Here is a 25,060-nt window from a genome sequence, read left to right as displayed (position 1 = left end):
GCAGAACTATGTTTGATATAGCCTTGTATGAGCCGGAAATCGCCCCCAATACCGGCAATATTATCCGCCTGTGTGCCAACTGCGGTGCCAACCTCCACCTGATTGAACCCCTGGGCTTTGATCTGGAAGAGAAAAAACTGCGCCGCGCCGGGCTGGACTACCACGATCTGGCCCATGTCACCCGCCATGCTAACTTCGAAGCCTTTCTGGCTGCTGTTGGCGAGCGCCGGCTGTTTGCCTGCACCACCAAGGCAACCCAGTTTCACACCCAGGCCGAATTTCAGGCAGGCGATATCCTGCTGTTCGGGCCGGAAACCCGCGGCCTGCCGACTGAAGTCATCAACAGCCTGCCACCGGCGCAGCGCCTGCGGATCCCGATGCACCCCGACAGTCGCAGCCTCAACCTGTCCAATGCCGCGGCGATTATCGGTTATGAAGCCTGGCGCCAGCTGGGCTTCCAGGGCGCAAGCTAACGACCGTGTTCAAGAGCTTGGATCATGGTTGCGCGATCAAAAAAGCGAGAGTGGCCCTCTCGCTTTTTCTTGTTTCGGCCAAGACGAAATATTGGCGCAAAGATCAGTGCTAAATCCCGTCGCCGGCAATAAAGGTCTGCGTCGTGCCGTTGAACTGCTGGTCCATATCCATCGCCGGTTTTTCACTGCTCGGGCGACCGACAACCTTCGCTGGGACCCCGGCGACTGTGGTATGCGGCGGTACCGGGTTGAGCACCACCGAGCATGAGCCAATCTTGGCCCCTTCCCCGACATCAATATTGCCGAGGATCTTGGCCCCGGCACCAATCATCACCCCTTCACGGATCTTCGGGTGACGATCACCGCTTTCTTTCCCGGTCCCGCCCAGGGTCACATCCTGCAGGATCGATACATCATTTTCGATCACCGCCGTCTCCCCAATCACAATCCCGGTGGCATGGTCAAACATGATCCCCTGGCCAATCCGGGCTGCCGGATGCACATCCACCTGACAGGTCACAGAAATCTGGTTTTGCAAATACACCGCCAGCGCCACCCGCTGCTGTTTCCACAGCCAGTTGGCGACCCGATATCCCTGCAGGGCGTGGTAACCTTTGAGGTATAACAGAGGGATCGAGTACATCTCCACCGCCGGGTCACGCTCTACGACTGCCCGGATATCACACGCCGCTGATTCAGTGATCATACAGTCCGCCGCAAAGGCCTCTTCAATCACTTCCCGCACCGCCATCGCCGGCATCGAAGGGGTGGCCAGTTTATTGGCTAGGATATAACTCAATGCCGCCGCTAAGTTATCATGTTTGATAATGGTGGCATGATAGAAGCTCGCCAGCATTGGCTCTTGCTCTGACTGCTGCCGCGCTTCCCGCTTGATCGCCTGCCAGACCTCATGTTGTTGACATTCCCTCACATCATCCTCTGTATCGTCATCAGTTGCCAAACACCCAGCTGATTCACTGCTCAGCTGGCTATCACTTTAGCGCGCTCAGCAAAAAAAACAACGCGAGCCTGAAGGCTCGCGTTGATTGATAGTCACGGATCAGAGCGTACGACAATCACTCGTCTTTTTTCTCACGCGCCAGCAAGGCTTTAGCCGCATCGCGGGCATCTTTACCCTGGTACAGCACCTGATAGATTTGCTCAGTGATTGGCATCTCCACCCCGTAGCGCCGGGCCAGAACCCAGACTTCCTTGGTGTTGCGATACCCTTCGACCACCTGGCCAATCTCAACCTGCGCGGTATCGACATCTTTGCCCTGGCCCAAGGCCAGGCCGAAACGCCGGTTGCGCGACTGATTGTCGGTACAGGTCAGCACCAAATCGCCCAGGCCAGCCATCCCCATAAAGGTTTCCGGCTGCGCGCCCAGCGCTGCGCCCAGGCGGCACATTTCCGCCAAGCCTCGGGTGATCAGCGCGGTGCGGGCATTGGCACCAAAGCCAATGCCATCCGACATTCCGGCGCCAATGGCAATCACATTCTTCACCGCGCCGCCCAATTGCATACCGGTAAAGTCGTTATTGCTGTAGACCCGGAAGGTTTTGCTGCAGTGAATTTTCTCCTGCAGATCACGCACAAACGCCTCGTCCGGTGACGACACCGCAATCGCGGTCGGCAGCCCGGCCGCCAGCTCTTTGGCGAATGTCGGTCCGGACAGCACCGCCAGCGGAATCGCCTCGCCCAGCGCTTCGATGGCCACGTCTTTAAGCAAGCGACCGGTTTCCGGCTCCAGCCCCTTGGTGGCCCAGCAGATCCGCGAATCTTCCCGCAGGAAAGGCTTTACATTCGACAGGACTTCACCAAACACATGGCTCGGCACCACCACCAGCAGATCCCGGCTGGCTTTGACCGCCGCCTCGAGATCCGCCGAGATGATCAGCGAGTCGGGAAACGCAACGCCCGGCAGGAAGGCTTCATTGGCGCGATCCATTTCCAGCTGCGCCATATGCGCCGGATCATGGCCCCACAAGATAACATTGGCCCCGTTACGGGCCAGTGAAATCGCCAGGGAGGTGCCGTAAGAGCCCGCACCCAGCACTGTCATGGTGATCGCTTGATCGACGTTCTGATTCATATCGGCCACGCAGCGAATTAAGCTTCGCTATTTTCAGTGTTTTCCTGCGCTTGGTTTTGCAGGTAGTTCATGAACAGCGCGTCAAAGTTCACCGGGGCCAGGTTCAGCTGCGGGAAGGTTCCTTTCACCACCAGGCTGGAAATCGTTTCACGGGCATACGGGAACAGGATGTTCGGGCAGAACGCACCCAGGCAATGAGCCAGTTGCGGCGCTTCCATGCCAGCGACAGAGAAAATACCACCTTGCTGAACTTCGCACAGGAACGCGGTGTCATCGGCATTTTTCACCGTAACCGTCAGGCGCAGAACCACTTCAAACACACCTTCCCCCAGCTCGCGGCTTTGGGTATCCAGATCCAGTTTCACATCAGGGTTCCACTCTTTCTGGAACATTTCTGGTGAGTTTGGCGCTTCAAAAGATACATCTTTCAGGAAGATACGCTGGATCTGGAAGTTCTGTTGCGCTTCGTTGTTTGCTGCTTCAGCCATGTTTGTGTCCTTTTTCTCTCATTCTCAATTACATGAGATTTTCAAATTCGCAGCCGTGCGCATCAGTCGCCACGGACTACACAAAGGGTCAGGCGGAATGGACGCACCATCCCGCCCGAATACTTATCGCTTGCCTTTACCTGACTTGCTGCGGATCAGCGGCAGGTTGGCTTCATTCCAGGAAATCAGGCCGTCTTTGAGCAGGCTGACTTTTTCGAACCCGGCTTTATGTAACAGGTTAGCGCTTTCTTGCGCAGTCTGGCCTGTTTTGCATACCACAATGATTGGGTCGGATTTGTGCTTTTCAAGCTCAGCAAAGTTTTGCTCTTTGATTTGGCTCGGCAAAATGTGAAGTGCACCCGAAATATGGCCCTGGCGGTACTCATCGCGGCTACGGATATCGATAAAGACACCGTTTTCACGATTGACCAGCGCTGTCGCCTGGTTCGGGGTCACCACGGCATAGCCCGCAGTCTTCTGTTTGACGTACGACGCAATGATCGCCACAACCAGACCGACCCAAATCAGCGATAAGATGGGATTACTTGTAACAAAATCGATATATTGCTGCATGACTTTCGCTCTATTTCTCTCAATATCAGACACCTGAAGCCAGGGCCAGACGCCAGCTTAAATGGACCCTGAGTATACCCGCGGCAACCTTATTGTACAGCAAGCAACAACAATTCCGCGCCATGGCTCACTGGTTCCCGCCATCAGCAGTATACGCGGTAATCAGCCTCTGTTCGGTTCCACCTTTCGGTGAAATTGAAAAAAACTCTCATTCAGGGCTTACACTTCCCGCCAGAAATGAATATATTTTCGCGTAAGAAGATAACAATCCATTTACAGCTTTGTTTGATCCCGGCCTACATTTTGGGCCATTATCTGTAGTAAAATTACAGATTAGCCAGCCCAATTCCCTGAGCCCTCTCCCCGAACGGCCCAGAAGGCTCAGGTAATTGGTCTAAATTAAAACTCAGATTTCTAACTTTACGAGAGGACAAGATATGTCTGCTAAGAAGCCACTGGCTTTAGTGATCCTGGATGGTTGGGGCTACCGCGAAGACAACACCAGCAACGCCATTGCCAATGCCAGCACCCCGGTTCTGGATGGACTGATTGCCAACGAACCGAGCACACTGATTTCTGCCTCAGGCATGGATGTGGGTCTACCGGACGGCCAGATGGGGAACTCTGAAGTGGGCCACACCAATATCGGTGCCGGCCGCGTGGTGTACCAGGACCTGACCCGCATTACCAAATCCATCGCTGATGGTGAGTTCCACCACAATGAAGCCCTGGTCAACGCCATGGACAAAGCGATCAAGGCCGGTAAAGCCGTGCACATTATGGGCCTGATGTCGCCGGGCGGTGTTCACAGCCATGAAGATCACATTGCCGCAGCCGTGGCCATGGCTGCCGAGCGTGGCGCCGGGAAAATTTACCTGCATTGCTTCCTGGACGGCCGTGACACACCACCACGCAGCGCCCAGGCATCGCTGGAGCGTTTCGACGCCTTGTTTGCCAAACTGGGTAAAGGCCGCACTGCATCGCTGGTGGGCCGCTACTACGCGATGGACCGGGACAACAACTGGGACCGGGTCGAGCAGGCCTATGATCTGCTGACCGCGGCCAAGGCAGAGTTCACCGCAGACAGCGCCGTGGCAGGTCTGGAAGCGGCGTATGCCCGTAACGAAAACGACGAGTTCGTCAAAGCGACCGTGATCCGCGCTGAAGGTCAGGATGACGCCGCCATGGTCGATGGCGATGCCGTGATCTTCATGAACTACCGTGCCGACCGTGCCCGTCAGATCACCCGCGCCTTTGAAGCCGACTTTGCCGGCTTCGAGCGGGCTCAGTTCCCGCAACTGGCTGATTTCGTGATGCTGACCCAATATGCGGCCGACATTAACCTGTCGATCGCCTTCCCGCCGGAGAGCCTGGAAAACACCTTGGGTGAGTGGCTGTCGAAACAAGGCAAGAAGCAGCTGCGGATTTCTGAAACCGAGAAATACGCCCACGTCACCTTCTTCTTCAACGGCGGGGTCGAGGCCGAGTTTGACGGCGAATCACGCCAGCTGGTTGCCTCACCGAAAGTAGCGACTTACGATCTGCAGCCGGAAATGAGTGCACCGGAGCTGACTGACAAACTGGTTGCAGCCATTAAAGGCGGTGAATTTGACACCATTATCTGTAACTACCCGAATGGTGACATGGTCGGCCACACCGGTGTTTACGACGCTGCAGTGAAAGCCTGTGAAGCCGTTGACAGCTGCATCGGCCGTATTGTCGAGGCCATCCGCGAAGTGGACGGTCAGCTGCTGATCACCGCGGACCACGGCAATGCCGAGATGATGGTCAACCCGGAAACCGGGGGTATCCACACCGCGCACACCAACCTGCCGGTCCCGCTGATCTACGTCGGCAGCAAGGCGCTGACCCTGAAAGAGGGCGGTAAGCTGTCTGATCTGGCGCCGACCATGCTGGCCCTGTCCGATCTGGAAATCCCGTCAGAGATGTCTGGTCAGGTGCTGTTTGATCTGAAATAATCCCTGCTATGCGGGATCAGATCAAACGCCTCACCCAACTGCTCCGCGCCAGTGCTTTCAGCACTGGCGCTTTACTATGCCTGACATTTACCCCGCCGGCGCTGTCGGCCAGCCAGCAACAGCTCGACGGCGTCAAACAGGAAATCTCCCGTCAGCAAAACCAGTTGAGCAGCAAGCAGAAAAAAATCAATACCCTGCAGCAATCGCTCAAGCAGCAAGAGCTGGCGATTGCCGCGACGGCAAAAAAGATCCACCAGGCAGAAGCAACAGTCCGCACCCTGGCGCGCTCAATTCAGGCCCTGCAGCAAGAACAGCAGGCGCTGTTGCAGCAACAGTTGGGCCAGCAGGAGATGCTGAAAGAGCTGCTCAACACCCACTACCGTCAGGGGAAAAGCAGCCAGCTCGCTACCTTGCTCAGCGGAATGGATCAGGACCGGCTGGATCGCATGACCGTCTATGCCGAGCGACTCAGCCAGGCCCGGGCCCACACCCTGGATGACCTGGCCGCGACCAAGACCGAGCTGCAGCTCAAAACCCATCAACTGTCTCAGCAGCGCCAGCAACAACAGGATCTGCTTGCCCAGCTTACCGATGAAAAGCGCCGGCTGGAGCGCGAGCAGCAGCAGCGGCAAAAAACGGTCCGCACCATCAAGGGTCAGCTCAAATCAGATACCCGTTACCTGTCTGAGCTCAAAAACAATGAAAAGCGCCTGGTGGCGGAGATAGCCAAGGCCAAGGCCGCCGCAGAAGCGGCACGCCGGGTGGCAATGAACGGGCTGGCCGGACAAAAAGGCAAGCTGCCCTGGCCGGTCAAAGGTACGATCCGCCATCGCTATGGCAGCCCGCTGCAGGGTGAATTACGCTGGAAAGGGATGGTGATCAGCAAGCCCAAGGGCAGCCAGGTCAATGCCATCTACGGCGGCAAAGTCGTCTTTGCCGACTGGCTACGCGGCTATGGTCTGATGGTCGCGATTGATCACGGCAAAGGCTACATGAGCTTTTACGGCTATAACCAGACTTTGCTGAAAAAGGTCGGCGATACAGTGCAACCAAGCGAGGCTATTGCGCTGGTAGGCGACAGCGGCGGCCAGGAGACCTCGGCGCTTTATTTTGAGATCCGCCGCAAGGGGACCGCCCTCGATCCACAAAGCTGGCTGACGAGGTAACCAATACGGGAGCTGAACAGGAATGCAACGGATTGCAATTTGGGTTTCTCTGCTCTGGGGATTATGGTTGCCGGGCCCGCTGGCTGCTGCACGGCTGGCCATTGTCATTGACGATCTCGGTTACCAGGCGATGCCCGCGGAACTGGCCCGCCTGCCAGCAGAGATCAGCATCTCGATTTTGCCCGACACCCCTTATGATCTGAATACTGCCTACCTGGCCCGGGGGCAGCAGCGAGACATTCTGCTGCATATGCCGATGGAGCCTGCACACGATGCCCCGCTCGAACAGACCACCCTGACTCTGGCGATGTCGCGCCACCGCTTACAAACCACGCTACGCCACGCCCTGAGCCGGGTTCCGCATGCCGTGGCGATGAATAACCATATGGGCAGTGCCCTAACCCAGAATGCCAGGGCAATGGATTGGGTGATGGAGGTTCTGCGTGAGCGGGGCCTGTACTTTCTCGACAGCCGCACCACAGCAAAATCGGTCGCCCTCAGGCGCGCCAGCCTTCAGGGCGTCGGCGCCCTGCGCCGCCATATTTTTCTCGACCACCAGAAAACCCCGGCGTTTGTCCGCCGCCAGCTCCGACAGGCGATCCGACGCGCTCAGCGCGACGGCTATGCCATTGCCATAGGCCATCCCTACCCGGAGACCCTGAGCACCCTGGCCGAGCAACTCCCGACACTGGCCGAGCAGGATGTCCGGCTGGTCCGCCTGTCCGAGCTGTATCTTTAAACCAAATCACCCGCCAATCGAGCCGAATTACTCATTCCGGGCCACCTGCTCACAGTAGTGTAACTCCAACGCCTGGACCTGCGTCCTGCCTTTCTCCGTAGTCAGCGGGCGCACAATGCTGAGCATCTGCAACACGCCCTGGTAAATCACCGCCTTGGTAATTTTGGCTCCGGCTGCCTGGGTTGTCTGGTAACAGATCCAGCTCGAGGCAACCAGCTTCAAGATATTAGCCAGGCTGAGTAACTCGGCATCATCCAAATCGAGCAAGCCGCTGGCCCGGAAACTCTTCATCATTGCCATAATATTGCTGTGCAACGACTCCTGAGCTGCCAGGTATTTCTGCTGCAACTCAGGATCCCGACGCAGGATATCCGGCAAATTGGCATAGAAGAACCGGTAACGCCACATCAGCATGAACACAGAATCCAGATAACCCAATAAATTATCAGCGGTTACGGTCGCCTCAGCTTGGGGCTGGAAACGAATCCTCAAATCCTGAGCGTATTCATCAAAAATACTGTGTATAATCTCTTCTTTATTGCGAAAATGATAATACAGATTGCCGGGGCTGATCCCCAGATGAGCGGCAATATGGTTCGTGGTTATGTTTGGCTCACCGCTTTCGTTGAAAAGCGCCAGTGCTGCCTGAATAATTCTATCGCGGGTCTTCATTTGCTTCTCACTATCGTCACCCGAGGGCAATGATGTAATGTTATCACAAGAGTATTCATCGCGGTGGCAGTGATGCGGCCGTGGTCCCAATGCATCAAACACGGGAATGAGCATGATTATTGTAACTGGTGGCGCCGGTATGATCGGCAGCAACATTGTCAAAGCGCTGAACGAGCAAGGTCGCAACGATATTCTGGTGGTCGACAACCTCAAAGACGGCACCAAGTTCGCCAACCTGGTTGACCTCGATATCGCCGATTACATGGATAAGGAAGACTTCATCACCCAGATCATGGCCGGCGATGAGTTCGGCCCGATTGATGCCGTATTTCATGAAGGCGCCTGCTCTGCAACCACGGAGTGGGACGGCAAATACATGATGCTGAACAATTATGAATATTCAAAGGAGCTGTTGCACTACTGCCTGGAGCGTCAGATCCCGTTCCTGTATGCGTCTTCTGCTGCCACGTACGGCGGCCGCGACCATGATTTCATCGAAGAAAAACCGTATGAAGGTGCCCTGAACGTCTACGGCTACTCCAAGCAGCAATTTGACAACTACGTCCGTCGCCTGTGGCAGGATGCCGAGGCCCACGGTGAAACCCTGTCGCAGATCACCGGCTTTCGCTACTTCAACGTTTACGGGCCGCGCGAGCAGCATAAAGGCAGCATGGCCTCGGTCGCATTCCACCTCCATACCCAGCTCAGCAAGGGCGAAAACCCGAAACTGTTCGAAGGCTCGGACAGCCTCAAGCGCGACTTTGTCTACGTCGGTGATGTCTGTAAAATGAACCTGTGGTTCTGGGAACAAGGTGTCTCCGGCATCTTCAACTGCGGCACCGGCAAAGCCGAGTCTTTCACTGAAGTCGCCAAAGCCGTGGTGAAATACTACGGTAAAGGGGAAGTGGAAGAAATCCCGTTCCCGGAGCACCTGAAAGGCCGCTACCAGAAATTTACCCAGGCCGATCTGACCAAGGTCCGCGCCGCCGGTTATCCGCACGAATTCAAGTCGGTTGCCGAAGGCGTGGCGGAGTATATGGCCCTGCTGGATAACTAACAACCACAAAGCAACCGCTCAGCGGCACATCTTCCAACAGGTGCGTCGCTGACTCGCAGAAAGAAAAGATGTAATGACGATACCTACTTTTGTGGTCAGCCTTGCTCGCTCCTCTGACCGCCGGCAACAAATGCAAGCTGTCTTGGAACAGGCTGGCATTCCGTTTGAGTTTTTTGATGCCATCGACGGTACCACCTCTGCAGCGTTTCGCTACAGCGAAAAAGCCGCTCCAGAAATCACATTCAAGCGTAAAGGTTATCACCTTACCCCTGCGGAAGTGGCTTGCTTTGCCAGTCATTATGCCCTTTGGGAGAAGTGTGTTGATCTGGGTGAGCCGATTCTGATCCTGGAAGATAACATTTCCATATGCTCAGATTTAAAAAGTATCCTCACCGCAGTCATGCCATACATCGCGCAGTGCCAGTTTATTAAACTGACGGCCACGCATCCCAGAAAGTACAGCGCGAAGTTCAAGCTCTCAAAAACCCACTCCATCGGCCTCTATCATAAAGGGACCGCCGGCACAGGTGGCTACATTATTACCCCGACCGCCGCGAAAAGCTTTCTGGAAAACGCGCAGCAATTTATTGAACCAATTGATGATTATGTCGAAAAGACGTGGCGCCACGGAATCAAGGCATATCATATTTACCCGTCAGTCCTTGAACGCTCACCGGCCCAATCGACCATCGGGAACTGCAGGAAACAAAAACAGGCCGTCGGGCTGTGCCACAAACTGTACATGGAAAGTTTCAGAGTTTATGAAACCTTGATGAGAAAGCTGACAAGCCTGACGTAGGCGATCAACCGCAACCCATGACACCACAGATCATTAGAGCGCTCCAGAATGCAACTTGACGTACGATTAAAGCAGCTGCTTGATTCCAAAGGATTTTGCCTGGCCATGCTATGCTGCGTAATTGGCTATATCCTATTTAAACGCTCATACCGGGATGTTGGGGACGTTTTTCAAACCCTCTTTATACTGGCATCTGTCGCCGCATTATTTGTCGACCGCAAGCAGCTTTTTAAAGACAAAATGCTGTGGGCGCTGGGTTTCGCCATCATCACGCAACTCCTCAGCTGGGCGAACGCTTTGATCGACATCCCTGACTTAGCTTACCCATCGCCGCACATCGCTGATCTCGCCGATCTGTTTATTTTTATTTTTGTCGCTTACTGGCTCAAAGGCACTTTACTCAATGTTTATCTGTCGTGGTGGGCATTATGCCTGGGAATGTTGCTCGCGTTTTACAGCCATTCGGATATTACGCAACAAGTATTACTTGGGTTAGAAGGGGTCCGGATTGACTTTAATATTATCAATGCCCAGCACCCGGCGATGTACAGCGGCGTCGGTTTCCTGCTGTCCTCTTTCTTCTTCATGAAATACCTGTGTCTGAGCATCCGGGCTCAAACAGCCAAAAATATCGCCCTGCTCTGTTCGGCAACACTGCTGCTGGTGGCTTTCACCTTCGTCGTGGTGACCACTCAATCACGCCAGGTCTGGGTGGCCCTCCTTGCGGCCTATGTACTGGGCACCTTGCTCTATTCCATCTTACATCAAGAAAAAATAAATAAGCTCATTCTTGTCGGAGCCTTTTCCCTGCTTGGCCTGGCGTTTTATACCTATGCCACTATCCCTTTAGTCCATGACAGGGTGCAGCAAGAAATGAACACAGCAACCACCATCATCACCAATGGTGATATCTCCAAGATCCCATTTAACAGTGCCGGGACCCGGCTACACCTTTGGCATGAATCCCTCAAATGGATCAAAGAAAGGCCGTTGTTGGGTAGCGGTTACAATAGCAAGGTCACTGTCATTCAAAATGCGCAGCATTTTCCAGCACATATCAGGCAGCACTTCACCCACCTCCACAACTCACATATTGAGTTGCTGGTATCTTACGGTCTCGTGGGATTGCTGCTGATGTACGGGGTGTTTGCGTGGGTGGTCCGTGCCGCTAGCGTAGCCCCTGAAAAGCGGGGCATCAATGAAGTTTTGCTGATCTCTGCCATGTTCACGGTTTACTGGCTGACGGTGAACCTGTTCGAATCTTTCTTTTTCTCTAATAATGGCCAGTGGATTCATAATGTTATGCTGGGTAGTTGTTATACCTTCTACCTCACGTATAAACTGAGCCCTTTGCAATCAAAAGAGCCGATACCTCATGATTAAGCAAATCCACGCGATCTGGCTTGGCCACCAAATGCCGCCGTTGGCCTTTGCCTGCCTGGATGACTGGCAGAAGCAAGGCTATGAGTTTACCTTGTGGACCGAGAATGACCCGCTCATCAAACAATGGATAGCAGGCTGCGCATTTGCCCGGGAATGTTACGATAGGGGGCTATATGCCTTTGTCACAGATTACCTGCGCCTGAAAATACTGCAGCACGCAGGGGGCCTGTACCTGGATGTTGACGTCACGATCCAGCAGGACCCTTTTCCGCTGTTTGAAAGCTGCAAGTTTTCCGTCGGCTACGAGTCTGACACTATGCTGGGAACCGCATCCATATACGCAGAGCCGGATTCTATCGTGCTCAACACCCTGGTTGAATTCTATGAAAACGGCATTTATCAGTCTCCGCTGTATATGGGCCCGGGGATCATGACCCATTTTTTGATCGAACAAGAGCTGAGCAAAGCAGAGCCTTGCCACCTCTACCCTGTTGAATATTTCTATAATTATCAGGGAGAGCCGATGCACTTTGACAAACCAGCCAATGCTTACTTAACGCATTGGTTCCAACATAGCTGGAGAAAGTCTAAAGGCCTGGTTTTCCTGAAATCCAAGCATTTGGGTTTATGGGGAAAGCTATATGTCTGGCAAAAATACTTTTTCCGGGCATCCTAGAAAGGCCCCCAAAGAGGACGGGAGCAGCCCCTGAGTAGACGCCTGGGAACAGACCACTGACCTCTGAATGTTCGTGCTCTCTTTCCCCGTTGTTTTCTGGATCATAAAATAACAACAATACCGCATCGAGTTTGGTATTCACTCCTCTTGCTCTTGGCAAATGTGGAGGGGCTCCTGGCTGGCATTCCGCCAGTATCTCCGGCTCGGTGTTCACAACCTGACTGATTGTGTAAAGAGCAGTGTCGTATGAAAATTTTGATTATCGGCCCTTCCTGGGTTGGCGATATGGTGATGTCACAATGCTTATACATCACCCTTAAACAACAGTACCCGGACGCTGAGATCGATGTCCTGGCCCCGGCTTGGTGTAAGCCCATTCTGGAGCGCATGCCGGAAGTGAATCAGGCCATTGAAATGCCGATTGGCCATGGCGAGTTTAACCTGCGCGGACGCTACCGGCTGGGGAAACAGCTCAGGGCAAACGGCTATACGCATGCTTATATTCTGCCGAATTCAGCAAAATCAGCCCTGATCCCTTTGTTTGCCGGGATCCCGATCCGTACAGGCTGGAAAGGCGAAAGCCGCTATGGTCTGCTGACCGATCTTCGCGCCAACAAAAAAGCTTTCGGCCTGATGATCGAACGTTACTGCGCACTGGCCTATCCAAAATCAGAGATGCACGGCAGTGACGCCTTGCCACCTTTGCCCTATCCGGCACTCACCGTAGATTCCGAGCACCAGCAACGGGCAATGGCGCGGTTGGGGCTCACAAGTGAGCGTCCAATTATCGGCTTATGCCCGGGGGCAGAATTTGGCCCGGCCAAGCGCTGGCCGGAGCAGCACTATGCCCAGGTTGCCGAAGCCATGATTCAACAGGGTTACCAGGTCTGGTTGTTCGGTTCGGGCAAAGATCAGTCTGTCACCGGTGCCATCAAAAGCATTCTGCCAGAATCAGCTCAAGCGGCGTGCCATAATTTAGCCGGACAGACGAATCTCATCGAAGCGGTAGACTTGCTGGCCGCCTGTGATATCGTCGTGAGTAATGATTCCGGGCTGATGCATGTTGCTGCGGCGGTTGGCTGTAAAGTCGTAGCGGTCTATGGCTCGACATCACCTGACTATACCCCGCCTCTGTCAAAGCAGGTTGCCATCGTGCATACCGATATCGAATGCCGCCCATGCTTTCAGCGCGAATGCCCGTACGGCCACCTGAAATGCCTGAAAGAGCTTCCCGCAAGCAAGGTGACCCAGGCAATCGAGGGGTTTGGTGCATAAGCTTTGCAAGAAGCCGCCAAATTATCACTGGTAAAACAATGTCGAGCTGAGTAACTTCATGGCGAATCCATATAAGAACAGCAAACTTGCCTTTTATACAACCAATACACTACGCGGGCTGATTCCAGCCCGCTTTTATCAGTCCAAGCTTGCTGCAAAATTGCAACATATTGAAAAGGTTGAACAAGGTGATATCAATCGACGTGTCAACTACTATCTGAAGCATACCGAACCGTTCTCGTTAGATCCTGCGCGCGCCGTCGCGATAGGCAACTATAAGAAAAAAAAACAAAGCGCCTATTACTTTGATCTCAAAGAGTACCTCGTTTATTTCCCAAAACATCTCAAGGTTGCTTACCGCTTCGGCGATGAGACCCAGGTTGAAAGCCACCCTTTTCTGGTCAAAGCGCGACCCATCGCCGGTGACAATGCCAACTCAGTTTTGTTTAAACTGAATAAAGTTCGGCACTTTAACTTCATCACCGACCCGCTTCCGTTTACGGAAAAAAAAGACCAACTTGTCTGGCGCGGTGGCGCGTATATGCCGCACCGGCGGCAATTCATCGAAGCGTTCTATAACCATCCGCTCTGCAATGTCGGACAGACCAATAAGCCGGCCGAAGATGTCCCCTGGCAAAAGGACTTCATGAGCATCGAAGCGCAGCTCCAGTACAAGTTTATTCTGTGTATTGAAGGCAATGATGTCGCTACCAACCTCAAGTGGGCGATGTCTTCCAACTCCCTGTGCCTGATGACCCAACCCAAATTTGAAACCTGGTTTATGGAAGGGACGCTCCAGCCCGGGGTGCACTATGTTGAAGTCAAAGAGGACTATTCGGATTTAGAAGAAAAGATCCGTTACTATTCCGAGAACACGGATGAAGCCCAGGCGATTATCGATAATGCGCATGCGTATGTGGCACAGTTTCAGGACAAAGCCCAGGAAGATCTTATCGCCCTATTGGTGCTGAAAAAGTTCTTTGAACTGTCCCAACAGTCTTTTTAACACCCGATATGGCCATGGGGAGTGAACCTCAGGCCGTATTCAGATTTTCAGTACCGGACATGATACTCAAACAACTCTACAGTCTATTACTTTATCTTGCTGCGCCTGCGCTGCTGTTGAAGCTCTACCGTACACAGCCGGGGAAGCCTACGGTCGGCAAACGCTGGCCTGAGCATTTTGGCTGGACCCCGCCGCCCAAAGCGGACCACCCCGTCTGGATTCACGCTGTATCTGTCGGTGAAACCCTGGCCGTCACGCCGCTCATCAAGCAGCTCAAAGCCACCCATCCGACGCTTCCGATTCTGCTGACAACCACAACCCCGACCGGGGCCGAGCAGGCAGCAAAACTGGGCGAGCTGGTAGAGCATCGCTACATGCCGTTGGACTTTTCCTGGGCTGTCAAGCGCTTCCTGCAGATCGTCCGCCCACGGGCGCTGTATATTATGGAAACCGAGCTGTGGCCCAATACCTTAGCCGCCACCCATGATGCAGGGATCCCGATCACCGTGATGAATGCCCGGCTGTCAGAACGCTCCTGCCAGCGCTATGCCAAAGTGCAGTCACTGTTTACCCAACTGGCCAGACACATCACCCGCGTACTTTGCCAGCACCAGGATGATGCCGCTCGCTTTGCCCGGCTCGGGCTACGGCCTGAACAACTCTGTGTCACCGGCTCCATCAAATTTGATATCACCCCGGCGGTCGACCTGCCTGAACAGGCCGCATCTTTGCGCCAGCAACTCGGCCGCAAACGCCCAATCTGGATTGCGGCCAGCACCCACCGCGGTGAAGACGAACAAGTGCTCCAGGCCCACCAAACGCTGATGGCTCAGTATCCGGAAGCACTGCTGATCCTGGTTCCCCGTCACCCGGAGCGTTTCCATCCAGTGTTCGAGCAGTGCCAAAGCCAGGGGTTTACAGTGGTTCGCCGGACCAGCCGGCAACCTGTCGCGGCTACCACCCAGGTTTATCTGGCCGATACCATGGGCGAAATGATGCTGCTGCTGGCCAGCAGCGATGTCGCCTTTATTGGCGGCAGCCTGATCGGTGATCGGGTGGGTGGCCACAACTTGTTAGAGCCGGCTGCCCTGGCCCGGCCGGTACTGACCGGCCCGAGTTATTTCAACTTTACCGATATCACCCAACAGCTGATTGCCGCCGAAGGTGCGGCCATTGTGGCCAACAGCGAGCATCTGGCCCAGCAACTGATAGCTTTGTTTGCGCAGCCGGTGTTGCAAGCCCAAATGGGTCAAGCAGCATTAGCCGTCGTTCAGCGCAACCAGGGGGCGCTGTCCCGCACCCTGGCAGCTTTGGATCTTCCTGACAACTAATACCAATCGTAGTCAATAAGGGGTCATTCTAGCTTGTTAAATTACTCGATAACTGCGTTAGAGTTTTTGATTGTAGAATAACCACTTATCGAAAAATCCTGCCTTGTTCTCAAGCATTTTCCCTGTGCTATTTCTGATCACTTACTTACTGTGATTGGTTTAATGCCGTACTCAGCCTGCCTCTGGCGGGCTGATCGCCTTCGCTTGATACCCAATCAGCAACCATTGCCAGGCTTGCGCGTCCCAACGGATCCCGGCTTTCGCAACCTCTTTGACAAAGGAGCGATGCAGGCGGTCGAGGTTACCCTGCTGCCAACCCTCGCCGGTTGCCAGGTGACACTTATCGAAGTCGATCAACCAAACCTGCTGCTCGGCGTCCAGTAAAATGTTGTGCGCATTCAAATCAGTATGACAGACACCGCACCCATGCATCCGGGCAATCATCTGCCCGATCTGCTCCCAACGCTCCTGAGGTAAAGGTTCATGCTGTAAGAGCGCCACCAAGTCCCGGGCACCTGCAACTTTCTCGGTCAACAAATCAGCCTGATACAACCACCCTTTTTTTCGGACCCGGGCCGCCACCGGCCTCGGTACATTCACCCCGGCACCAGATAAATGCTGGAGCAGCCGCAACTCCGCAAGACTGCGAGTTTTCTCCCAGCCGGTAAACCAGTAATGATCCCGCACCAGGCGGCCAAACAGACCACCCCGGTAATAATGGCGCAGCGCCATCTCCAAGCGCTTCCCACGCACAAACCAGGTGGTTCCCCGCCCGGAGGCACTACCAATGACCGCTCCCTGCTGCTGCCAGTACATCGGCTCTAAACACTGTTGAGGGGGCTCAGCCAGAAGCTCGGGATCATAAACGATCCGGTCATTGTCATATTCCAGTACTTGCACGATCGTTTTCCGCCAAACTAAAAGGTGGTATTTTACAATTCTCACCGCCCTATGCATAATTCAACCTTGTCTGATCATCAACGAGCATCATGGTCTTATTTTCTTCTGCCCCCAAATCGCTGTGTATCCTGCGCCTGTCTGCCATTGGCGATGTGTGCAATACCATTGCTATGGTCCAGGCCATTCAACGCCAATGGCCATCGACAAAAATCACCTGGATCACCGGCAAAGTAGAAGCCAAACTCATCGAAGGCTTACCGGGCATCGACACGGTCGTGTTTGATAAGCAGCAGGGGTGGCGAGGCTACACCCGACTGTGGCAACAGCTTCGTGGTGAACGCTTTGATGCCTTATTGCACCTGCAAACTGCGCTTCGTGCCAGTATTGCCACCTTGGGGATCCGCGCCAGATACAAACTGGGCTTTGATGCCGAACGCGCCAGCGACCTGCAGCAATTCTTTACCAATACCAAAGTTCCTTCGCCACCCAGCACGCACGTCCTGGATGGCTTCATGCAATTTGCCGCCACCCTCGGGGTTCGCGATCTGACACCAAGCTGGCATATTCCGCTCGATGAGGCCGACAAGCTCTGGGCGAGTCAGCATCGTGCCCATGACAAAGTCCTGGTGATCACCCCGGCAGCCAGTAAAGCCTATAAAAACTGGACAGCCGAAGGCTATGCCGTCTTGGCAAATCATGCCCATCAACAGGGCTTTCAGGTGGTCCTGGCCGGCAGCCCGGCCGCGATTGAGGTCGAACTAGGCCAGGCGATTGAGCAGCAGGTGGATTTTCCGATCACCAACCTGATTGGCCAGAGTAGCCTGAAGCAGATGTTGGCCCTGCTGGCGCAGGCCACCTTGGTGTGTGCACCGGATACCGGCCCGGCTCATATGGCCGTTGCCGTCGGCACCCCGGTTCTGGGCCTGTATGCTCACCACAATCCCAAACGAACCGGGCCTTATCGTTATCTTCCTTACGTTGTCAGCGTTTATGACGAATGTATTCAGGCAGAAACCGGTAAAGCGCCGTCTGAGCTGGCATGGCGAACCCGGGTCAAAGACGAAGCGGCCATGGCGAACATCACATCTGACCAAGTCATCACGATGTTTAACCAGCTATGCCAAGACCTGAATCGATAAGTGAGCGGTTTTACATTCCCGATCCCGGTCGGCATAATCAATCGTCAGGGCCTTAAATAACGCCCATTTCTAAGATACGACAATTGGAAACCAATGGACCTACATGCATCCCCTAGCACCCTCGGCGTGCTTATGATCGTCAAAAACGAAGCCAAACACCTCGCGGCCTGTTTGGATACCGTTGCTGAATGGGTTGATGAAATCGTGATTGTCGATTCCGGCAGCACAGATGATACAGAAACCATCGCCAGACAATACACGGATAAGTTTTACCGCTATGACGACTGGCCCGGCTTTGGCCCCCAGCGCCAGCGGGCACAACAGCACATGACAACCGAATGGGTGCTCGCCCTGGATGCTGATGAACGGGTCACACCAGAGCTAAAAGCAGAGATCCAACAGGTCGTCGCGCAGAATCAGCCCAACCAGGCGTATCTGGTCAACCGGCTCAGCGACGCATTTGGTAAAACCATCCATCACTCCGGCTGGTCCCCGGACTGGGTCCTACGGCTATACCGTCGCCAGGACACCCGCTACAACGATGCCCTGGTCCATGAAAAAGTTCTGACGCAAGGCCTTACGGTCAACAAGCTCAATGGCCGCCTGCTGCATTTCACCTACGACCATTTACATCACTACCTGGCGAAAACCACGGGTTATCTGAAAGCCTGGACTGATGAGCGAGAAGGCAAGAAAAAAGCCGGCCTGGGCTCTGCCCTCGTTCATGCCTTTGCCAGCTTTTTTAAGATGTACATCTTAAAGCGAGGCTTCCTGGATGGGAGACACGGTTTCATTCTGGCATGGCTCAGCATGCATTCGACCTTCGTCAAATATATTGATCTCTGGCTACGAGATTATCAAAAAGAGAGAAATCAATGAAAGTCGCTCTTATTATTACAACTTATAACTGGAAAGAAGCCTTGAAGGCTGTGCTGGACAGTGTAAAGCGCCAATCTGAGCTCCCGGATGAGGTTATTATTGCTGATGATGGCTCACGGGAAGACACAGCCGAACTGATTCAGGCTTATCAGCAGGATTTCCCCTGCTCATTGATTCACTCCTGGCAACCAGATAATGGGTTTCAACTAGCGATGAGCCGAAACCGTGCGATTGCGAAGACCCAGGCGGACTACATCATTATGATTGATGGCGATATTGTGATGTCCCCAGACTTTATCCGCTCTCACAAGCGGGCAGCCAGAGCTGGCTTTTTCGTTCAGGGTGGACGGGTTCTGGCCAGCGACCTCACCAGCCAACAGATCATGCATCAGAATCTCATCCCAAATATCTTCACGCCAGGGATCAAAAATCGACACAATTGCATCAGCAATGCCTGGCTTAGCCGATTATGCTCATATGAGCGTAACAACGATGCCTCAACGCGCGGTTGTAACATGGCGTTCTGGCGTTCAGATCTGATTAAAGTAAATGGCTTTAATGAGGACTTTGTCGGCTGGGGTCGTGAAGATAGTGAATTTGTCCACCGGATGCTGAATTCTGGTAAAAAGCGCCTGTATCTGAAGTTTGCCGGTGTCGGCTACCATCTCTACCATGATGAAAGCTCAAGAGCATCATTGGCCAAAAACGACGAGATCCTTGAAAAGACCATTCACCATAAACTGACTCGCTGTGACAACGGCATCTCTCACTTTTTGGATACCAACCCATGACAACACGTGTAATCTACCCCGGCACTTTCGACCCCATTACCAACGGCCACCTGGATCTGATCGAGCGTGCTGCCGCGATGTTCGATCACGTGATTGTCGGCATTGCCTTCAGCCCGAGTAAAAAACCCCTGTTTGACTTAGAAGAGCGGGTTACCCTGGCCAAAGCCGTCACCGCCCATCTGAACAACGTCGAAATCGTCGGCTTTTCCGGACTGCTGGTTGATTTTGCCAAAGAATACCAGGCCAATGTGCTGGTACGGGGGTTGCGTGCGGTGTCGGACTTTGAATACGAGTTTCAGCTGGCCAACATGAACCGCCGCCTGATGCCCGAGCTGGAAACCGTCTTCCTGACCCCGGCCGAAGAGAACTCCTTTATCTCCTCAACCATCGTCAAAGAAGTCGCCCTGCACAAAGGCGATGTGAGCCAGTTCGTCTCACCATCGATTGCGACAGCCCTGGAGCAGAAGCTACACGGCTAACCCTTCGCCTGATGCCGAAAAAGCGCGTCTTTTTCGGCAGGCTACTTCTGGCAATCGCTGCAATAGACCGTGGCCCGCTGGCCGATTTTCACCTCGCTGAGCGGCTTGTCACAACGCGGGCACGGCTGACCGGCTTTCCCGTATACCAGTAACTCCTGGGCAAAGTAGCCCGGCTTACCGTCAGCTTGCTTAAAATCTTTCAGGGTCGTCCCGCCCTGCTCGATCGCAAACGCCAGCACCGCTTTGATTTCCGCCACCAGCTTCTCCAGCCGCTGCCGGGAAACCTGCCCGGCCGCCCGCTTCGGGTGGATCCCGGCGCTGAACAGCGATTCATTGGCGTAGATATTGCCAACCCCGACCACCACCTGGTTATCCATGATCAGCTGTTTAATCGCCGTGCGTTTGCCTTTGGCCTTCTCAACCAGGTATTCAGCGGAAAATGCCGCATCCAGCGGCTCCGGACCCAGTTTGCCCAGCACCTGATGCATAGCATCCGCAGGCTGTTGCCACAGCCAGGCACCAAACCGACGGGGATCGTTATACCGCAGCACTTCGCCGCTGGCGAGCACCAGATCAACATGGTCGTGCTTTTGCGGCGGCATATCGGCCGGCAGCACCCGTAGGTTGCCCGACATCCCGAGATGGACAATGGCATAACCGATATCGGTCTCCAGCAACAGGTATTTAGCCCGGCGACTCACCCGGCGGATCACCTGCCCTTCAATCTGCCGGATCTCGGCCGGCACCGGCCAACGCAGTTGCGGATTGCGCACCACGATCCGGCTCACCGTCTGACCGACCACATGGGGGGTGATCCCCATCCGGCTCACTTCAACTTCAGGTAACTCTGGCATTTTTGCTTCCAATCATCTCTCGTTATTCATTGTGGCTTCACAGGAAACAGGTAGGCTTCATCAACAGTCACCGCCAGCCAGTGCCCTTGCCAGTTCCGTAGCAGCCAGAACTGAGGCAATTGGTAGTACGTCACCCGGACCGGCTCCTGGACAGACGCCAGCCAAATTTCCGCGGTTCTCGGCGCACTCAGTTGCGGTTTGAGCTGCGCCATCACCGCCTCATCAACCCGCGTACCGCTCAGCGTCTGCCAGTGTGTGATCAGCTGCTGGGCACCGGCTACCGGAGGGTGGCTCTGCCACTCGCCCGCTTTTGCTTGAGAGAGCTCATGTGCAGGTAGAACCAGGCGAGTCACGACGGCGGTGGCCGGCAATAGCGACGTCACGGCCGGATCGGTGGCACTCTCCTGCATCTGGCGATTTCTGAGCAGCTCCGGAAACTGGATCACGGCAATAAAAACAACCACGGCAATGATAATGACGTTATTCCAGCCCCGCCGCGACAATCTCACGCCCATATCCATTCCCCGTAACGACAATCAGTCAATCATCATACCCAACACCTTAGCAACAATCACCTGAGTCTAGGATAATACCAATCGTAGTAAATAGCTGATCACCCTGTTACTCAAACGCCAGGCATAAAAAAACCCAGCAAATTGCCGGGTTTTTATCAAAGAGGCAGAACCAATTACTTGATTTTAGCTTCTTTGTACATAACGTGCTTGCGAACTACTGGATCAAATTTTTTGATCTCGAATTTGCCTGGCATGTTACGCTTGTTTTTGTCGGTAGTGTAGAAGTGGCCTGTACCAGCAGATGATACCAGACGGATCTTCTCACGAATGCCTTTAGCCATTGTTCAAATCCTCTTAAACGTTCTCGCCGCGAGCACGCATATCAGACAGAACGGCATCGATGCCTTTCTTATCAATGATACGCATACCTTTCGCAGAAAGGCGTAGTTTAACGAAGCGTTTTTCGCTTTCTACCCAGAAACGATGAGTTTGCAGGTTCGGCAGAAAACGACGCTTGGTGGCATTACGTGCGTGTGAACGGTTGTTACCCGTTACAGGACGCTTACCAGTTACTTGGCATACTCGGGACATTACTGTCTTTCTCCAAATCGTTTCAGCTCGATATCTACCATGGCCCCTTCAATGCAAAAAACATTTCACATTCAGCCATAGCTATCAAAGGTCGCGCATTATACTAAGTCAAAACCAGTTGCTCAAGTCCCGAGCAGATCCTTTCTCAACTTTTTGGTCAAATTATGGCTGTTTTATAGCCAACCTCGTTCAGCAAAAGAGACGGTTTCTCCGTCGCCAACTACAAAATGATCCAGGATACGAATATCAACCAGGGCCAACGCATCGCTGATCCTCCTTGTTATTCGACGGTCTGCCTGACTCGGCTCTGCCACGCCCGAGGGGTGATTATGCGCTAAAATGAGCGCGGCTGCATTAAGTTCTAACGATCTTTTTACCACTTCACGCGGATAAACACTGGCCGCATCGATCGTGCCTTCAAAAAGCACTTCGCCGCTCAACACCCGGTGCTGATTATCCAGAAACAGCACAAAGAAGGCTTCGCGTTGCCGGTCGCGTAATTTCTGGCTCAAGTAGCGCCGGGTATGGTCCGGGCTGGTCAGGGCATCTTCTTTTTTCAGCGTTTCCTCAAAGTGACGGTGGCTCATCGCCATCACCGCCTGCAACAGGGCATATTTCGCCGGCCCGAGCCCTTTGTGGTGACAAAACTCCGCTTTACTGGCCGCCAGCAGTGCCCGCAATGAGCCAAAATCAGCCAGCAACTTGGTCGCCAGCTCCAGCGCATTCATCCCGGCAATCCCGGTGCGCAGAAAAATCGCCAGCAGTTCGGCATCGGTCAGCGCCTCCGGGCCATGCGAGAGCAACTTTTCCCGTGGCCGGCTCGCTTCCGGTAATTGTTTCAGTGACATCTCAGGTCCCTCCCCAACAAGAGCCTCAGCAGACGTCGCCGCGCGCCACAAGACAAGACTTTCTCCCGACAGTTGGGAAATCCTTCGCATTCTGGGCTGCACACCCACACAGGCCTGCTGTCGGGCTTTGATCTGACCGACACTCCCTCCGGCGCCGCCAAAACCTTCGCCCAGCGCAACCTCTCGCGTACTACAGCGCCCGGCGCTTGATCTCAAACGGTGAATCTGCCGCCGGTTGGTGCTATCTTTGGTGGCCAATGAACAGGTACTGAGAGACAAACGCACCATGCAAACATTGGCCGGAAAAAAAATACTGCTGGGGATCAGCGGCGGGATTGCCGCTTACAAATGTGCCGAGCTGACCCGCAGACTAATTGAACGCGGCGCCGAAGTTCGGGTCGTGATGACGAAAGCGGCCAAGGAATTTATCACCCCGCTGACCATGCAGGCGGTCTCCGGAAAGCCGGTTGCCGACAGCCTGCTGGATCCGGCCGCCGAAGCCTCGATGGGTCATATTGAGCTGGCCAAGTGGGCCGATCTGGTGCTGCTGGCACCGGCAACGGCCGATCTGATAGCCCGTCTCAGCGCGGGCATGGGCGATGATCTCCTCACCACTTTGTGCCTGGCCACCGATTCGCCGATCGCTGTTGCGCCGGCGATGAACCAGCAGATGTATCGCAACATCGCCACCCAGGAAAACCTCGCCACCCTGCGCCGACGCAATTTCCCGATCTGGGGCCCGGCCAGCGGCGAGCAGGCCTGTGGCGATGTCGGCCCGGGCCGGATGCTCGAGCCAATGCAGCTGGTACACGAAGTGGAAGCGTTTTTCCGCCCCGCCGATCTGGCCGGGATCACCCTGGCAATCACTGCCGGACCAACCCGCGAAGCCATCGACCCGGTGCGCTACCTGACCAACCACAGCTCCGGCAAAATGGGCTATGCCATTGCCGAAGCCGCTGCTAAGCGCGGTGCAGCCGTCACCCTCATCAGCGGTCCGGTCAATCTGACAACGCCACCCGGCGTCACGCGGGTGGATGTCAGCAGCGCCGAGCAGATGCACCAGGCGGCCATGAGCCATGCCCAAAGTCATCACATTTTCATCGCTTGCGCCGCCGTGGCCGACTTCCGCCCGGCGACTATCGCCGAGCAAAAAATGAAGAAAACCGACGACAGCGATGAAATGGTGCTTCGACTGGTGAAAAACCCCGATATTGTCGCCAGCGTCGCCGCCCTGACTGAGCACCGCCCGTTTACCGTCGGCTTCGCTGCCGAAACCCGGGATGTCGCACAATATGCCCGTAGCAAGCTGAGCCGCAAGAACCTGGATCTGATCTGCGCCAACGACGTCTCCGCCCCGGAGCAAGGCTTCAACAGCGACTGCAATGCCCTGCACCTGTTCTGGCCCGAAGGCGACAAAGCGCTGCCACTGGCTTCCAAGCAAGCCATCGGCGAGCAGCTGATCAGCGAAATCCTTGCCCTGTACCGGGACAAGCACCCGGCCACCTAGCACTGCAATAGCGGATAAAAACTCGCCACCGGGTGGCGAGTTTATCGGGCAAGATCAAGCAACAATCCCCTTTTGCCTTCAGGGTCCGGCTTTTTTGCCGATAAAGCGATCAGTATCTAACACCTGTGCTTTTCACAGCGCGACTGCGTCGCTAAGATAAGCGGGTTTTGTGCTGCCCAATGGGCAGACTCATTTCGAAAAGGAACGGTTATTCATGGCTGGCAACAAAAAAAACAATCGCCGCGAAGAAATATTGCAAGCATTAGCGCAAATGCTGGAGTCTGCCCAGGGCAGCCAACGCATTACGACCGCCAAGCTGGCAGCACAGGTCGGTGTTTCCGAAGCCGCCCTGTATCGCCATTTCCCGAGCAAGGCACGGATGTTTGAGGGCCTGATCGAATTTATCGAAGACTCGATCACCACCCGCATTAACCGCATTCTCGATGAAGAAAAAGATACCCTGAACCGACTACGGATGGTGCTGCAACTGATCCTCGGCTTTGCTGAGCGCAACCCAGGCCTGACCCGGATCATGACCGGCCACGCCCTGATGTTCGAGCAAGACCGTCTGCAGGCGCGGATCAACCAGCTGTTCGAGCGAATCGAAACCCAGCTGCGCCAAGTCCTGCGCGAGCGTAAACTTCGTGAAGGCAAGGGCTTCCCGGTCGACGAAAACATTCTCGCCGCCCAGCTACTCGGCCAGGTCGAAGGCAGCCTCAACCGCTTTGTTCGCTCCAACTTCAAGTACAAACCGACCGAGAGTTTTGATGATTACTGGCGCCTGCTAAGCGCCGAGCTGGGCTGATCCGCCACTCCGATCACAGAACAACAGCCAACAAAAAAGCGA

General features: G+C 54.5%; 28 protein-coding genes. 17 read left to right on the top strand and 11 right to left on the bottom strand.

What is annotated here, in order from left to right:
• Window positions 1-8 precede the first annotated feature (8 nt).
• Entirely contained in the window at window positions 9-473 is a 465-nt protein-coding gene (gene trmL / locus NNL38_RS00890; protein WP_255389169.1) for a tRNA (uridine(34)/cytosine(34)/5-carboxymethylaminomethyluridine(34)-2'-O)-methyltransferase TrmL, read from the top strand.
• 109 nt (window positions 474-582) lie between these two features.
• Here trmL and cysE read toward each other — a convergent pair whose 3' ends face one another.
• The 4 genes from cysE to NNL38_RS00870 all read right to left on the bottom strand — a co-directional run bounded on the left by cysE (window position 583) and on the right by NNL38_RS00870 (window position 3,627).
• Window positions 583-1,404, bottom strand: a complete 822-nt coding sequence (gene cysE / locus NNL38_RS00885; RefSeq protein ID WP_255389168.1) for a serine O-acetyltransferase — start codon at window positions 1,402-1,404, stop codon at window positions 583-585.
• Window positions 1,405-1,549: 145 nt separating this feature from the next.
• The gene (gene gpsA, locus NNL38_RS00880; RefSeq protein ID WP_255389167.1) at window positions 1,550-2,566 is read right to left on the bottom strand and encodes an NAD(P)H-dependent glycerol-3-phosphate dehydrogenase; all 1,017 of its coding nucleotides are present in this window, start codon (window positions 2,564-2,566) and stop codon (window positions 1,550-1,552) included.
• 17 nt (window positions 2,567-2,583) lie between these two features.
• Window positions 2,584-3,054 carry a protein-export chaperone SecB gene (secB, locus tag NNL38_RS00875; RefSeq protein ID WP_255389166.1) on the bottom strand — a complete coding sequence of 157 codons (471 nt, stop codon included), beginning with the start codon at window positions 3,052-3,054 and terminating at the stop codon, window positions 2,584-2,586.
• 123 nt (window positions 3,055-3,177) lie between these two features.
• Window positions 3,178-3,627 carry a rhodanese-like domain-containing protein gene (locus NNL38_RS00870; RefSeq protein ID WP_255389165.1) on the bottom strand — a complete coding sequence of 150 codons (450 nt, stop codon included), beginning with the start codon at window positions 3,625-3,627 and terminating at the stop codon, window positions 3,178-3,180.
• A gap of 437 nt (window positions 3,628-4,064) precedes the next feature.
• Between NNL38_RS00870 and gpmM the strand changes: the two genes are divergently transcribed.
• From gpmM to NNL38_RS00855, 3 genes are read left to right on the top strand one after another with little or no spacing between them, the layout of a single operon-like run.
• Window positions 4,065-5,606: a 2,3-bisphosphoglycerate-independent phosphoglycerate mutase gene (gene gpmM, locus NNL38_RS00865; RefSeq protein ID WP_255389164.1), complete on the top strand. Its 1,542-nt coding sequence runs from the start codon at window positions 4,065-4,067 to the stop codon at window positions 5,604-5,606.
• Between the two features lie 8 nt (window positions 5,607-5,614).
• On the top strand, window positions 5,615-6,772 hold the full coding sequence (locus NNL38_RS00860) for a peptidoglycan DD-metalloendopeptidase family protein (protein WP_255389163.1): 1,158 nt from the start codon (window positions 5,615-5,617) through the stop codon (window positions 6,770-6,772).
• Between the two features lie 22 nt (window positions 6,773-6,794).
• Window positions 6,795-7,511 carry a divergent polysaccharide deacetylase family protein gene (locus tag NNL38_RS00855; protein ID WP_255389162.1) on the top strand — a complete coding sequence of 239 codons (717 nt, stop codon included), beginning with the start codon at window positions 6,795-6,797 and terminating at the stop codon, window positions 7,509-7,511.
• 27 nt (window positions 7,512-7,538) lie between these two features.
• Here NNL38_RS00855 and NNL38_RS00850 read toward each other — a convergent pair whose 3' ends face one another.
• Window positions 7,539-8,183 carry a TetR/AcrR family transcriptional regulator gene (locus NNL38_RS00850; protein ID WP_255389161.1) on the bottom strand — a complete coding sequence of 215 codons (645 nt, stop codon included), beginning with the start codon at window positions 8,181-8,183 and terminating at the stop codon, window positions 7,539-7,541.
• Window positions 8,184-8,295: 112 nt separating this feature from the next.
• Between NNL38_RS00850 and rfaD the strand changes: the two genes are divergently transcribed.
• The 7 genes from rfaD to waaA all read left to right on the top strand — a co-directional run bounded on the left by rfaD (window position 8,296) and on the right by waaA (window position 15,710).
• Window positions 8,296-9,240, top strand: coding sequence for an ADP-glyceromanno-heptose 6-epimerase (rfaD, locus tag NNL38_RS00845; protein WP_255389160.1), 945 nt, complete (start codon window positions 8,296-8,298; stop codon window positions 9,238-9,240).
• 73 nt (window positions 9,241-9,313) lie between these two features.
• A complete protein-coding gene (locus NNL38_RS00840; protein WP_255389159.1) occupies window positions 9,314-10,039 on the top strand; it encodes a glycosyltransferase family 25 protein in 726 nt (241 codons plus the stop codon).
• Window positions 10,040-10,087: 48 nt separating this feature from the next.
• Window positions 10,088-11,422 carry an O-antigen ligase family protein gene (locus NNL38_RS00835; RefSeq protein ID WP_255389158.1) on the top strand — a complete coding sequence of 445 codons (1,335 nt, stop codon included), beginning with the start codon at window positions 10,088-10,090 and terminating at the stop codon, window positions 11,420-11,422.
• Window positions 11,415-12,098 (top strand): glycosyltransferase family 32 protein, encoded by a 684-nt coding sequence (locus NNL38_RS00830; RefSeq protein WP_255389157.1) that lies wholly within the window; start codon window positions 11,415-11,417, stop codon window positions 12,096-12,098. The genes NNL38_RS00835 and NNL38_RS00830 overlap by 8 nt, the downstream gene beginning before the upstream one ends.
• A 246-nt stretch (window positions 12,099-12,344) precedes the next feature.
• On the top strand, window positions 12,345-13,373 hold the full coding sequence (gene waaF, locus NNL38_RS00825) for a lipopolysaccharide heptosyltransferase II (RefSeq protein ID WP_255389156.1): 1,029 nt from the start codon (window positions 12,345-12,347) through the stop codon (window positions 13,371-13,373).
• A gap of 58 nt (window positions 13,374-13,431) precedes the next feature.
• Window positions 13,432-14,379, top strand: coding sequence for a glycosyl transferase family 90 (locus NNL38_RS00820; protein ID WP_255389155.1), 948 nt, complete (start codon window positions 13,432-13,434; stop codon window positions 14,377-14,379).
• A 59-nt stretch (window positions 14,380-14,438) separates the two neighbouring features.
• The gene (gene waaA, locus NNL38_RS00815) at window positions 14,439-15,710 is read left to right on the top strand and encodes a lipid IV(A) 3-deoxy-D-manno-octulosonic acid transferase (RefSeq protein WP_255389154.1); all 1,272 of its coding nucleotides are present in this window, start codon (window positions 14,439-14,441) and stop codon (window positions 15,708-15,710) included.
• Between the two features lie 171 nt (window positions 15,711-15,881).
• Here the strand turns inward: waaA and NNL38_RS00810 are convergent, their stop codons facing one another.
• The gene (locus NNL38_RS00810) at window positions 15,882-16,610 is read right to left on the bottom strand and encodes a 3-deoxy-D-manno-octulosonic acid kinase (RefSeq protein WP_255389153.1); all 729 of its coding nucleotides are present in this window, start codon (window positions 16,608-16,610) and stop codon (window positions 15,882-15,884) included.
• 89 nt (window positions 16,611-16,699) lie between these two features.
• Between NNL38_RS00810 and NNL38_RS00805 the strand changes: the two genes are divergently transcribed.
• From NNL38_RS00805 to coaD, 4 genes are all read left to right on the top strand, one after another.
• Window positions 16,700-17,749 (top strand): glycosyltransferase family 9 protein, encoded by a 1,050-nt coding sequence (locus NNL38_RS00805; RefSeq protein WP_255389152.1) that lies wholly within the window; start codon window positions 16,700-16,702, stop codon window positions 17,747-17,749.
• A gap of 93 nt (window positions 17,750-17,842) precedes the next feature.
• Window positions 17,843-18,628, top strand: coding sequence for a glycosyltransferase family 2 protein (locus NNL38_RS00800; protein WP_255389151.1), 786 nt, complete (start codon window positions 17,843-17,845; stop codon window positions 18,626-18,628).
• Window positions 18,625-19,419 carry a glycosyltransferase family 2 protein gene (locus NNL38_RS00795; RefSeq protein ID WP_255389150.1) on the top strand — a complete coding sequence of 265 codons (795 nt, stop codon included), beginning with the start codon at window positions 18,625-18,627 and terminating at the stop codon, window positions 19,417-19,419. The genes NNL38_RS00800 and NNL38_RS00795 overlap by 4 nt, the downstream gene beginning before the upstream one ends.
• A complete protein-coding gene (coaD, locus tag NNL38_RS00790; RefSeq protein WP_255389149.1) occupies window positions 19,416-19,898 on the top strand; it encodes a pantetheine-phosphate adenylyltransferase in 483 nt (160 codons plus the stop codon). Before NNL38_RS00795 ends, coaD begins: the two co-directional genes overlap by 4 nt.
• Window positions 19,899-19,939: 41 nt before the next feature.
• Here the strand turns inward: coaD and mutM are convergent, their stop codons facing one another.
• The 5 genes from mutM to radC all read right to left on the bottom strand — a co-directional run bounded on the left by mutM (window position 19,940) and on the right by radC (window position 22,706).
• Window positions 19,940-20,752 (bottom strand): bifunctional DNA-formamidopyrimidine glycosylase/DNA-(apurinic or apyrimidinic site) lyase, encoded by an 813-nt coding sequence (gene mutM / locus NNL38_RS00785; protein ID WP_255389148.1) that lies wholly within the window; start codon window positions 20,750-20,752, stop codon window positions 19,940-19,942.
• A 26-nt stretch (window positions 20,753-20,778) separates the two neighbouring features.
• Window positions 20,779-21,267: a hypothetical protein gene (locus NNL38_RS00780; RefSeq protein ID WP_255389147.1), complete on the bottom strand. Its 489-nt coding sequence runs from the start codon at window positions 21,265-21,267 to the stop codon at window positions 20,779-20,781.
• A gap of 173 nt (window positions 21,268-21,440) precedes the next feature.
• On the bottom strand, window positions 21,441-21,608 hold the full coding sequence (gene rpmG / locus NNL38_RS00775) for a 50S ribosomal protein L33 (protein ID WP_004405486.1): 168 nt from the start codon (window positions 21,606-21,608) through the stop codon (window positions 21,441-21,443).
• Between the two features lie 13 nt (window positions 21,609-21,621).
• Window positions 21,622-21,858 carry a 50S ribosomal protein L28 gene (gene rpmB / locus NNL38_RS00770; protein WP_047875542.1) on the bottom strand — a complete coding sequence of 79 codons (237 nt, stop codon included), beginning with the start codon at window positions 21,856-21,858 and terminating at the stop codon, window positions 21,622-21,624.
• 173 nt (window positions 21,859-22,031) lie between these two features.
• Window positions 22,032-22,706, bottom strand: coding sequence for a RadC family protein (gene radC, locus NNL38_RS00765; RefSeq protein WP_255389146.1), 675 nt, complete (start codon window positions 22,704-22,706; stop codon window positions 22,032-22,034).
• A 286-nt stretch (window positions 22,707-22,992) separates the two neighbouring features.
• Here radC and coaBC point away from each other — a divergent pair, with 286 nt between their 5' ends.
• Both coaBC and slmA read left to right on the top strand, forming a co-directional pair.
• A complete protein-coding gene (gene coaBC / locus NNL38_RS00760) occupies window positions 22,993-24,213 on the top strand; it encodes a bifunctional phosphopantothenoylcysteine decarboxylase/phosphopantothenate--cysteine ligase CoaBC (protein WP_255390527.1) in 1,221 nt (406 codons plus the stop codon).
• Between the two features lie 214 nt (window positions 24,214-24,427).
• The gene (slmA, locus tag NNL38_RS00755; protein WP_255389145.1) at window positions 24,428-25,018 is read left to right on the top strand and encodes a nucleoid occlusion factor SlmA; all 591 of its coding nucleotides are present in this window, start codon (window positions 24,428-24,430) and stop codon (window positions 25,016-25,018) included.
• Window positions 25,019-25,060 lie beyond the last annotated feature (42 nt).

The organism is Photobacterium atrarenae (genome assembly GCF_024380015.1).
Lineage (GTDB): Bacteria > Pseudomonadota > Gammaproteobacteria > Enterobacterales > Vibrionaceae > Photobacterium > Photobacterium atrarenae.
The sequence above is the reverse complement of the archived record's forward strand: the minus strand, read 5'-3'. Positions and strand labels throughout refer to the sequence as shown.

What these genes read in the sequence shown, in the direction of transcription:
- trmL (WP_255389169.1), top strand. Translation starts at nt 9, where the DNA reads ATGTTTGATATAGCCTTGTATGAGCCGGAAATCGCCCCCAATACCGGC.
- gpsA (WP_255389167.1), bottom strand. Translation starts at nt 2,566, where the DNA reads ATGAATCAGAACGTCGATCAAGCGATCACCATGACAGTGCTGGGTGCG.
- secB (WP_255389166.1), bottom strand. Translation starts at nt 3,054, where the DNA reads ATGGCTGAAGCAGCAAACAACGAAGCGCAACAGAACTTCCAGATCCAG.
- NNL38_RS00870 (WP_255389165.1), bottom strand. Translation starts at nt 3,627, where the DNA reads ATGCAGCAATATATCGATTTTGTTACAAGTAATCCCATCTTATCGCTG.
- gpmM (WP_255389164.1), top strand. Translation starts at nt 4,065, where the DNA reads ATGTCTGCTAAGAAGCCACTGGCTTTAGTGATCCTGGATGGTTGGGGC.
- NNL38_RS00860 (WP_255389163.1), top strand. Translation starts at nt 5,615, where the DNA reads ATGCGGGATCAGATCAAACGCCTCACCCAACTGCTCCGCGCCAGTGCT.
- NNL38_RS00855 (WP_255389162.1), top strand. Translation starts at nt 6,795, where the DNA reads ATGCAACGGATTGCAATTTGGGTTTCTCTGCTCTGGGGATTATGGTTG.
- NNL38_RS00850 (WP_255389161.1), bottom strand. Translation starts at nt 8,183, where the DNA reads ATGAAGACCCGCGATAGAATTATTCAGGCAGCACTGGCGCTTTTCAAC.
- rfaD (WP_255389160.1), top strand. Translation starts at nt 8,296, where the DNA reads ATGATTATTGTAACTGGTGGCGCCGGTATGATCGGCAGCAACATTGTC.
- NNL38_RS00840 (WP_255389159.1), top strand. Translation starts at nt 9,314, where the DNA reads ATGACGATACCTACTTTTGTGGTCAGCCTTGCTCGCTCCTCTGACCGC.
- NNL38_RS00835 (WP_255389158.1), top strand. Translation starts at nt 10,088, where the DNA reads ATGCAACTTGACGTACGATTAAAGCAGCTGCTTGATTCCAAAGGATTT.
- NNL38_RS00830 (WP_255389157.1), top strand. Translation starts at nt 11,415, where the DNA reads ATGATTAAGCAAATCCACGCGATCTGGCTTGGCCACCAAATGCCGCCG.
- waaF (WP_255389156.1), top strand. Translation starts at nt 12,345, where the DNA reads ATGAAAATTTTGATTATCGGCCCTTCCTGGGTTGGCGATATGGTGATG.
- NNL38_RS00820 (WP_255389155.1), top strand. Translation starts at nt 13,432, where the DNA reads ATGGCGAATCCATATAAGAACAGCAAACTTGCCTTTTATACAACCAAT.
- waaA (WP_255389154.1), top strand. Translation starts at nt 14,439, where the DNA reads ATGATACTCAAACAACTCTACAGTCTATTACTTTATCTTGCTGCGCCT.
- NNL38_RS00805 (WP_255389152.1), top strand. Translation starts at nt 16,700, where the DNA reads ATGGTCTTATTTTCTTCTGCCCCCAAATCGCTGTGTATCCTGCGCCTG.
- NNL38_RS00800 (WP_255389151.1), top strand. Translation starts at nt 17,843, where the DNA reads ATGGACCTACATGCATCCCCTAGCACCCTCGGCGTGCTTATGATCGTC.
- NNL38_RS00795 (WP_255389150.1), top strand. Translation starts at nt 18,625, where the DNA reads ATGAAAGTCGCTCTTATTATTACAACTTATAACTGGAAAGAAGCCTTG.
- coaD (WP_255389149.1), top strand. Translation starts at nt 19,416, where the DNA reads ATGACAACACGTGTAATCTACCCCGGCACTTTCGACCCCATTACCAAC.
- mutM (WP_255389148.1), bottom strand. Translation starts at nt 20,752, where the DNA reads ATGCCAGAGTTACCTGAAGTTGAAGTGAGCCGGATGGGGATCACCCCC.
- NNL38_RS00780 (WP_255389147.1), bottom strand. Translation starts at nt 21,267, where the DNA reads ATGGGCGTGAGATTGTCGCGGCGGGGCTGGAATAACGTCATTATCATT.
- rpmG (WP_004405486.1), bottom strand. Translation starts at nt 21,608, where the DNA reads ATGGCTAAAGGCATTCGTGAGAAGATCCGTCTGGTATCATCTGCTGGT.
- rpmB (WP_047875542.1), bottom strand. Translation starts at nt 21,858, where the DNA reads ATGTCCCGAGTATGCCAAGTAACTGGTAAGCGTCCTGTAACGGGTAAC.
- radC (WP_255389146.1), bottom strand. Translation starts at nt 22,706, where the DNA reads ATGTCACTGAAACAATTACCGGAAGCGAGCCGGCCACGGGAAAAGTTG.
- coaBC (WP_255390527.1), top strand. Translation starts at nt 22,993, where the DNA reads ATGCAAACATTGGCCGGAAAAAAAATACTGCTGGGGATCAGCGGCGGG.
- slmA (WP_255389145.1), top strand. Translation starts at nt 24,428, where the DNA reads ATGGCTGGCAACAAAAAAAACAATCGCCGCGAAGAAATATTGCAAGCA.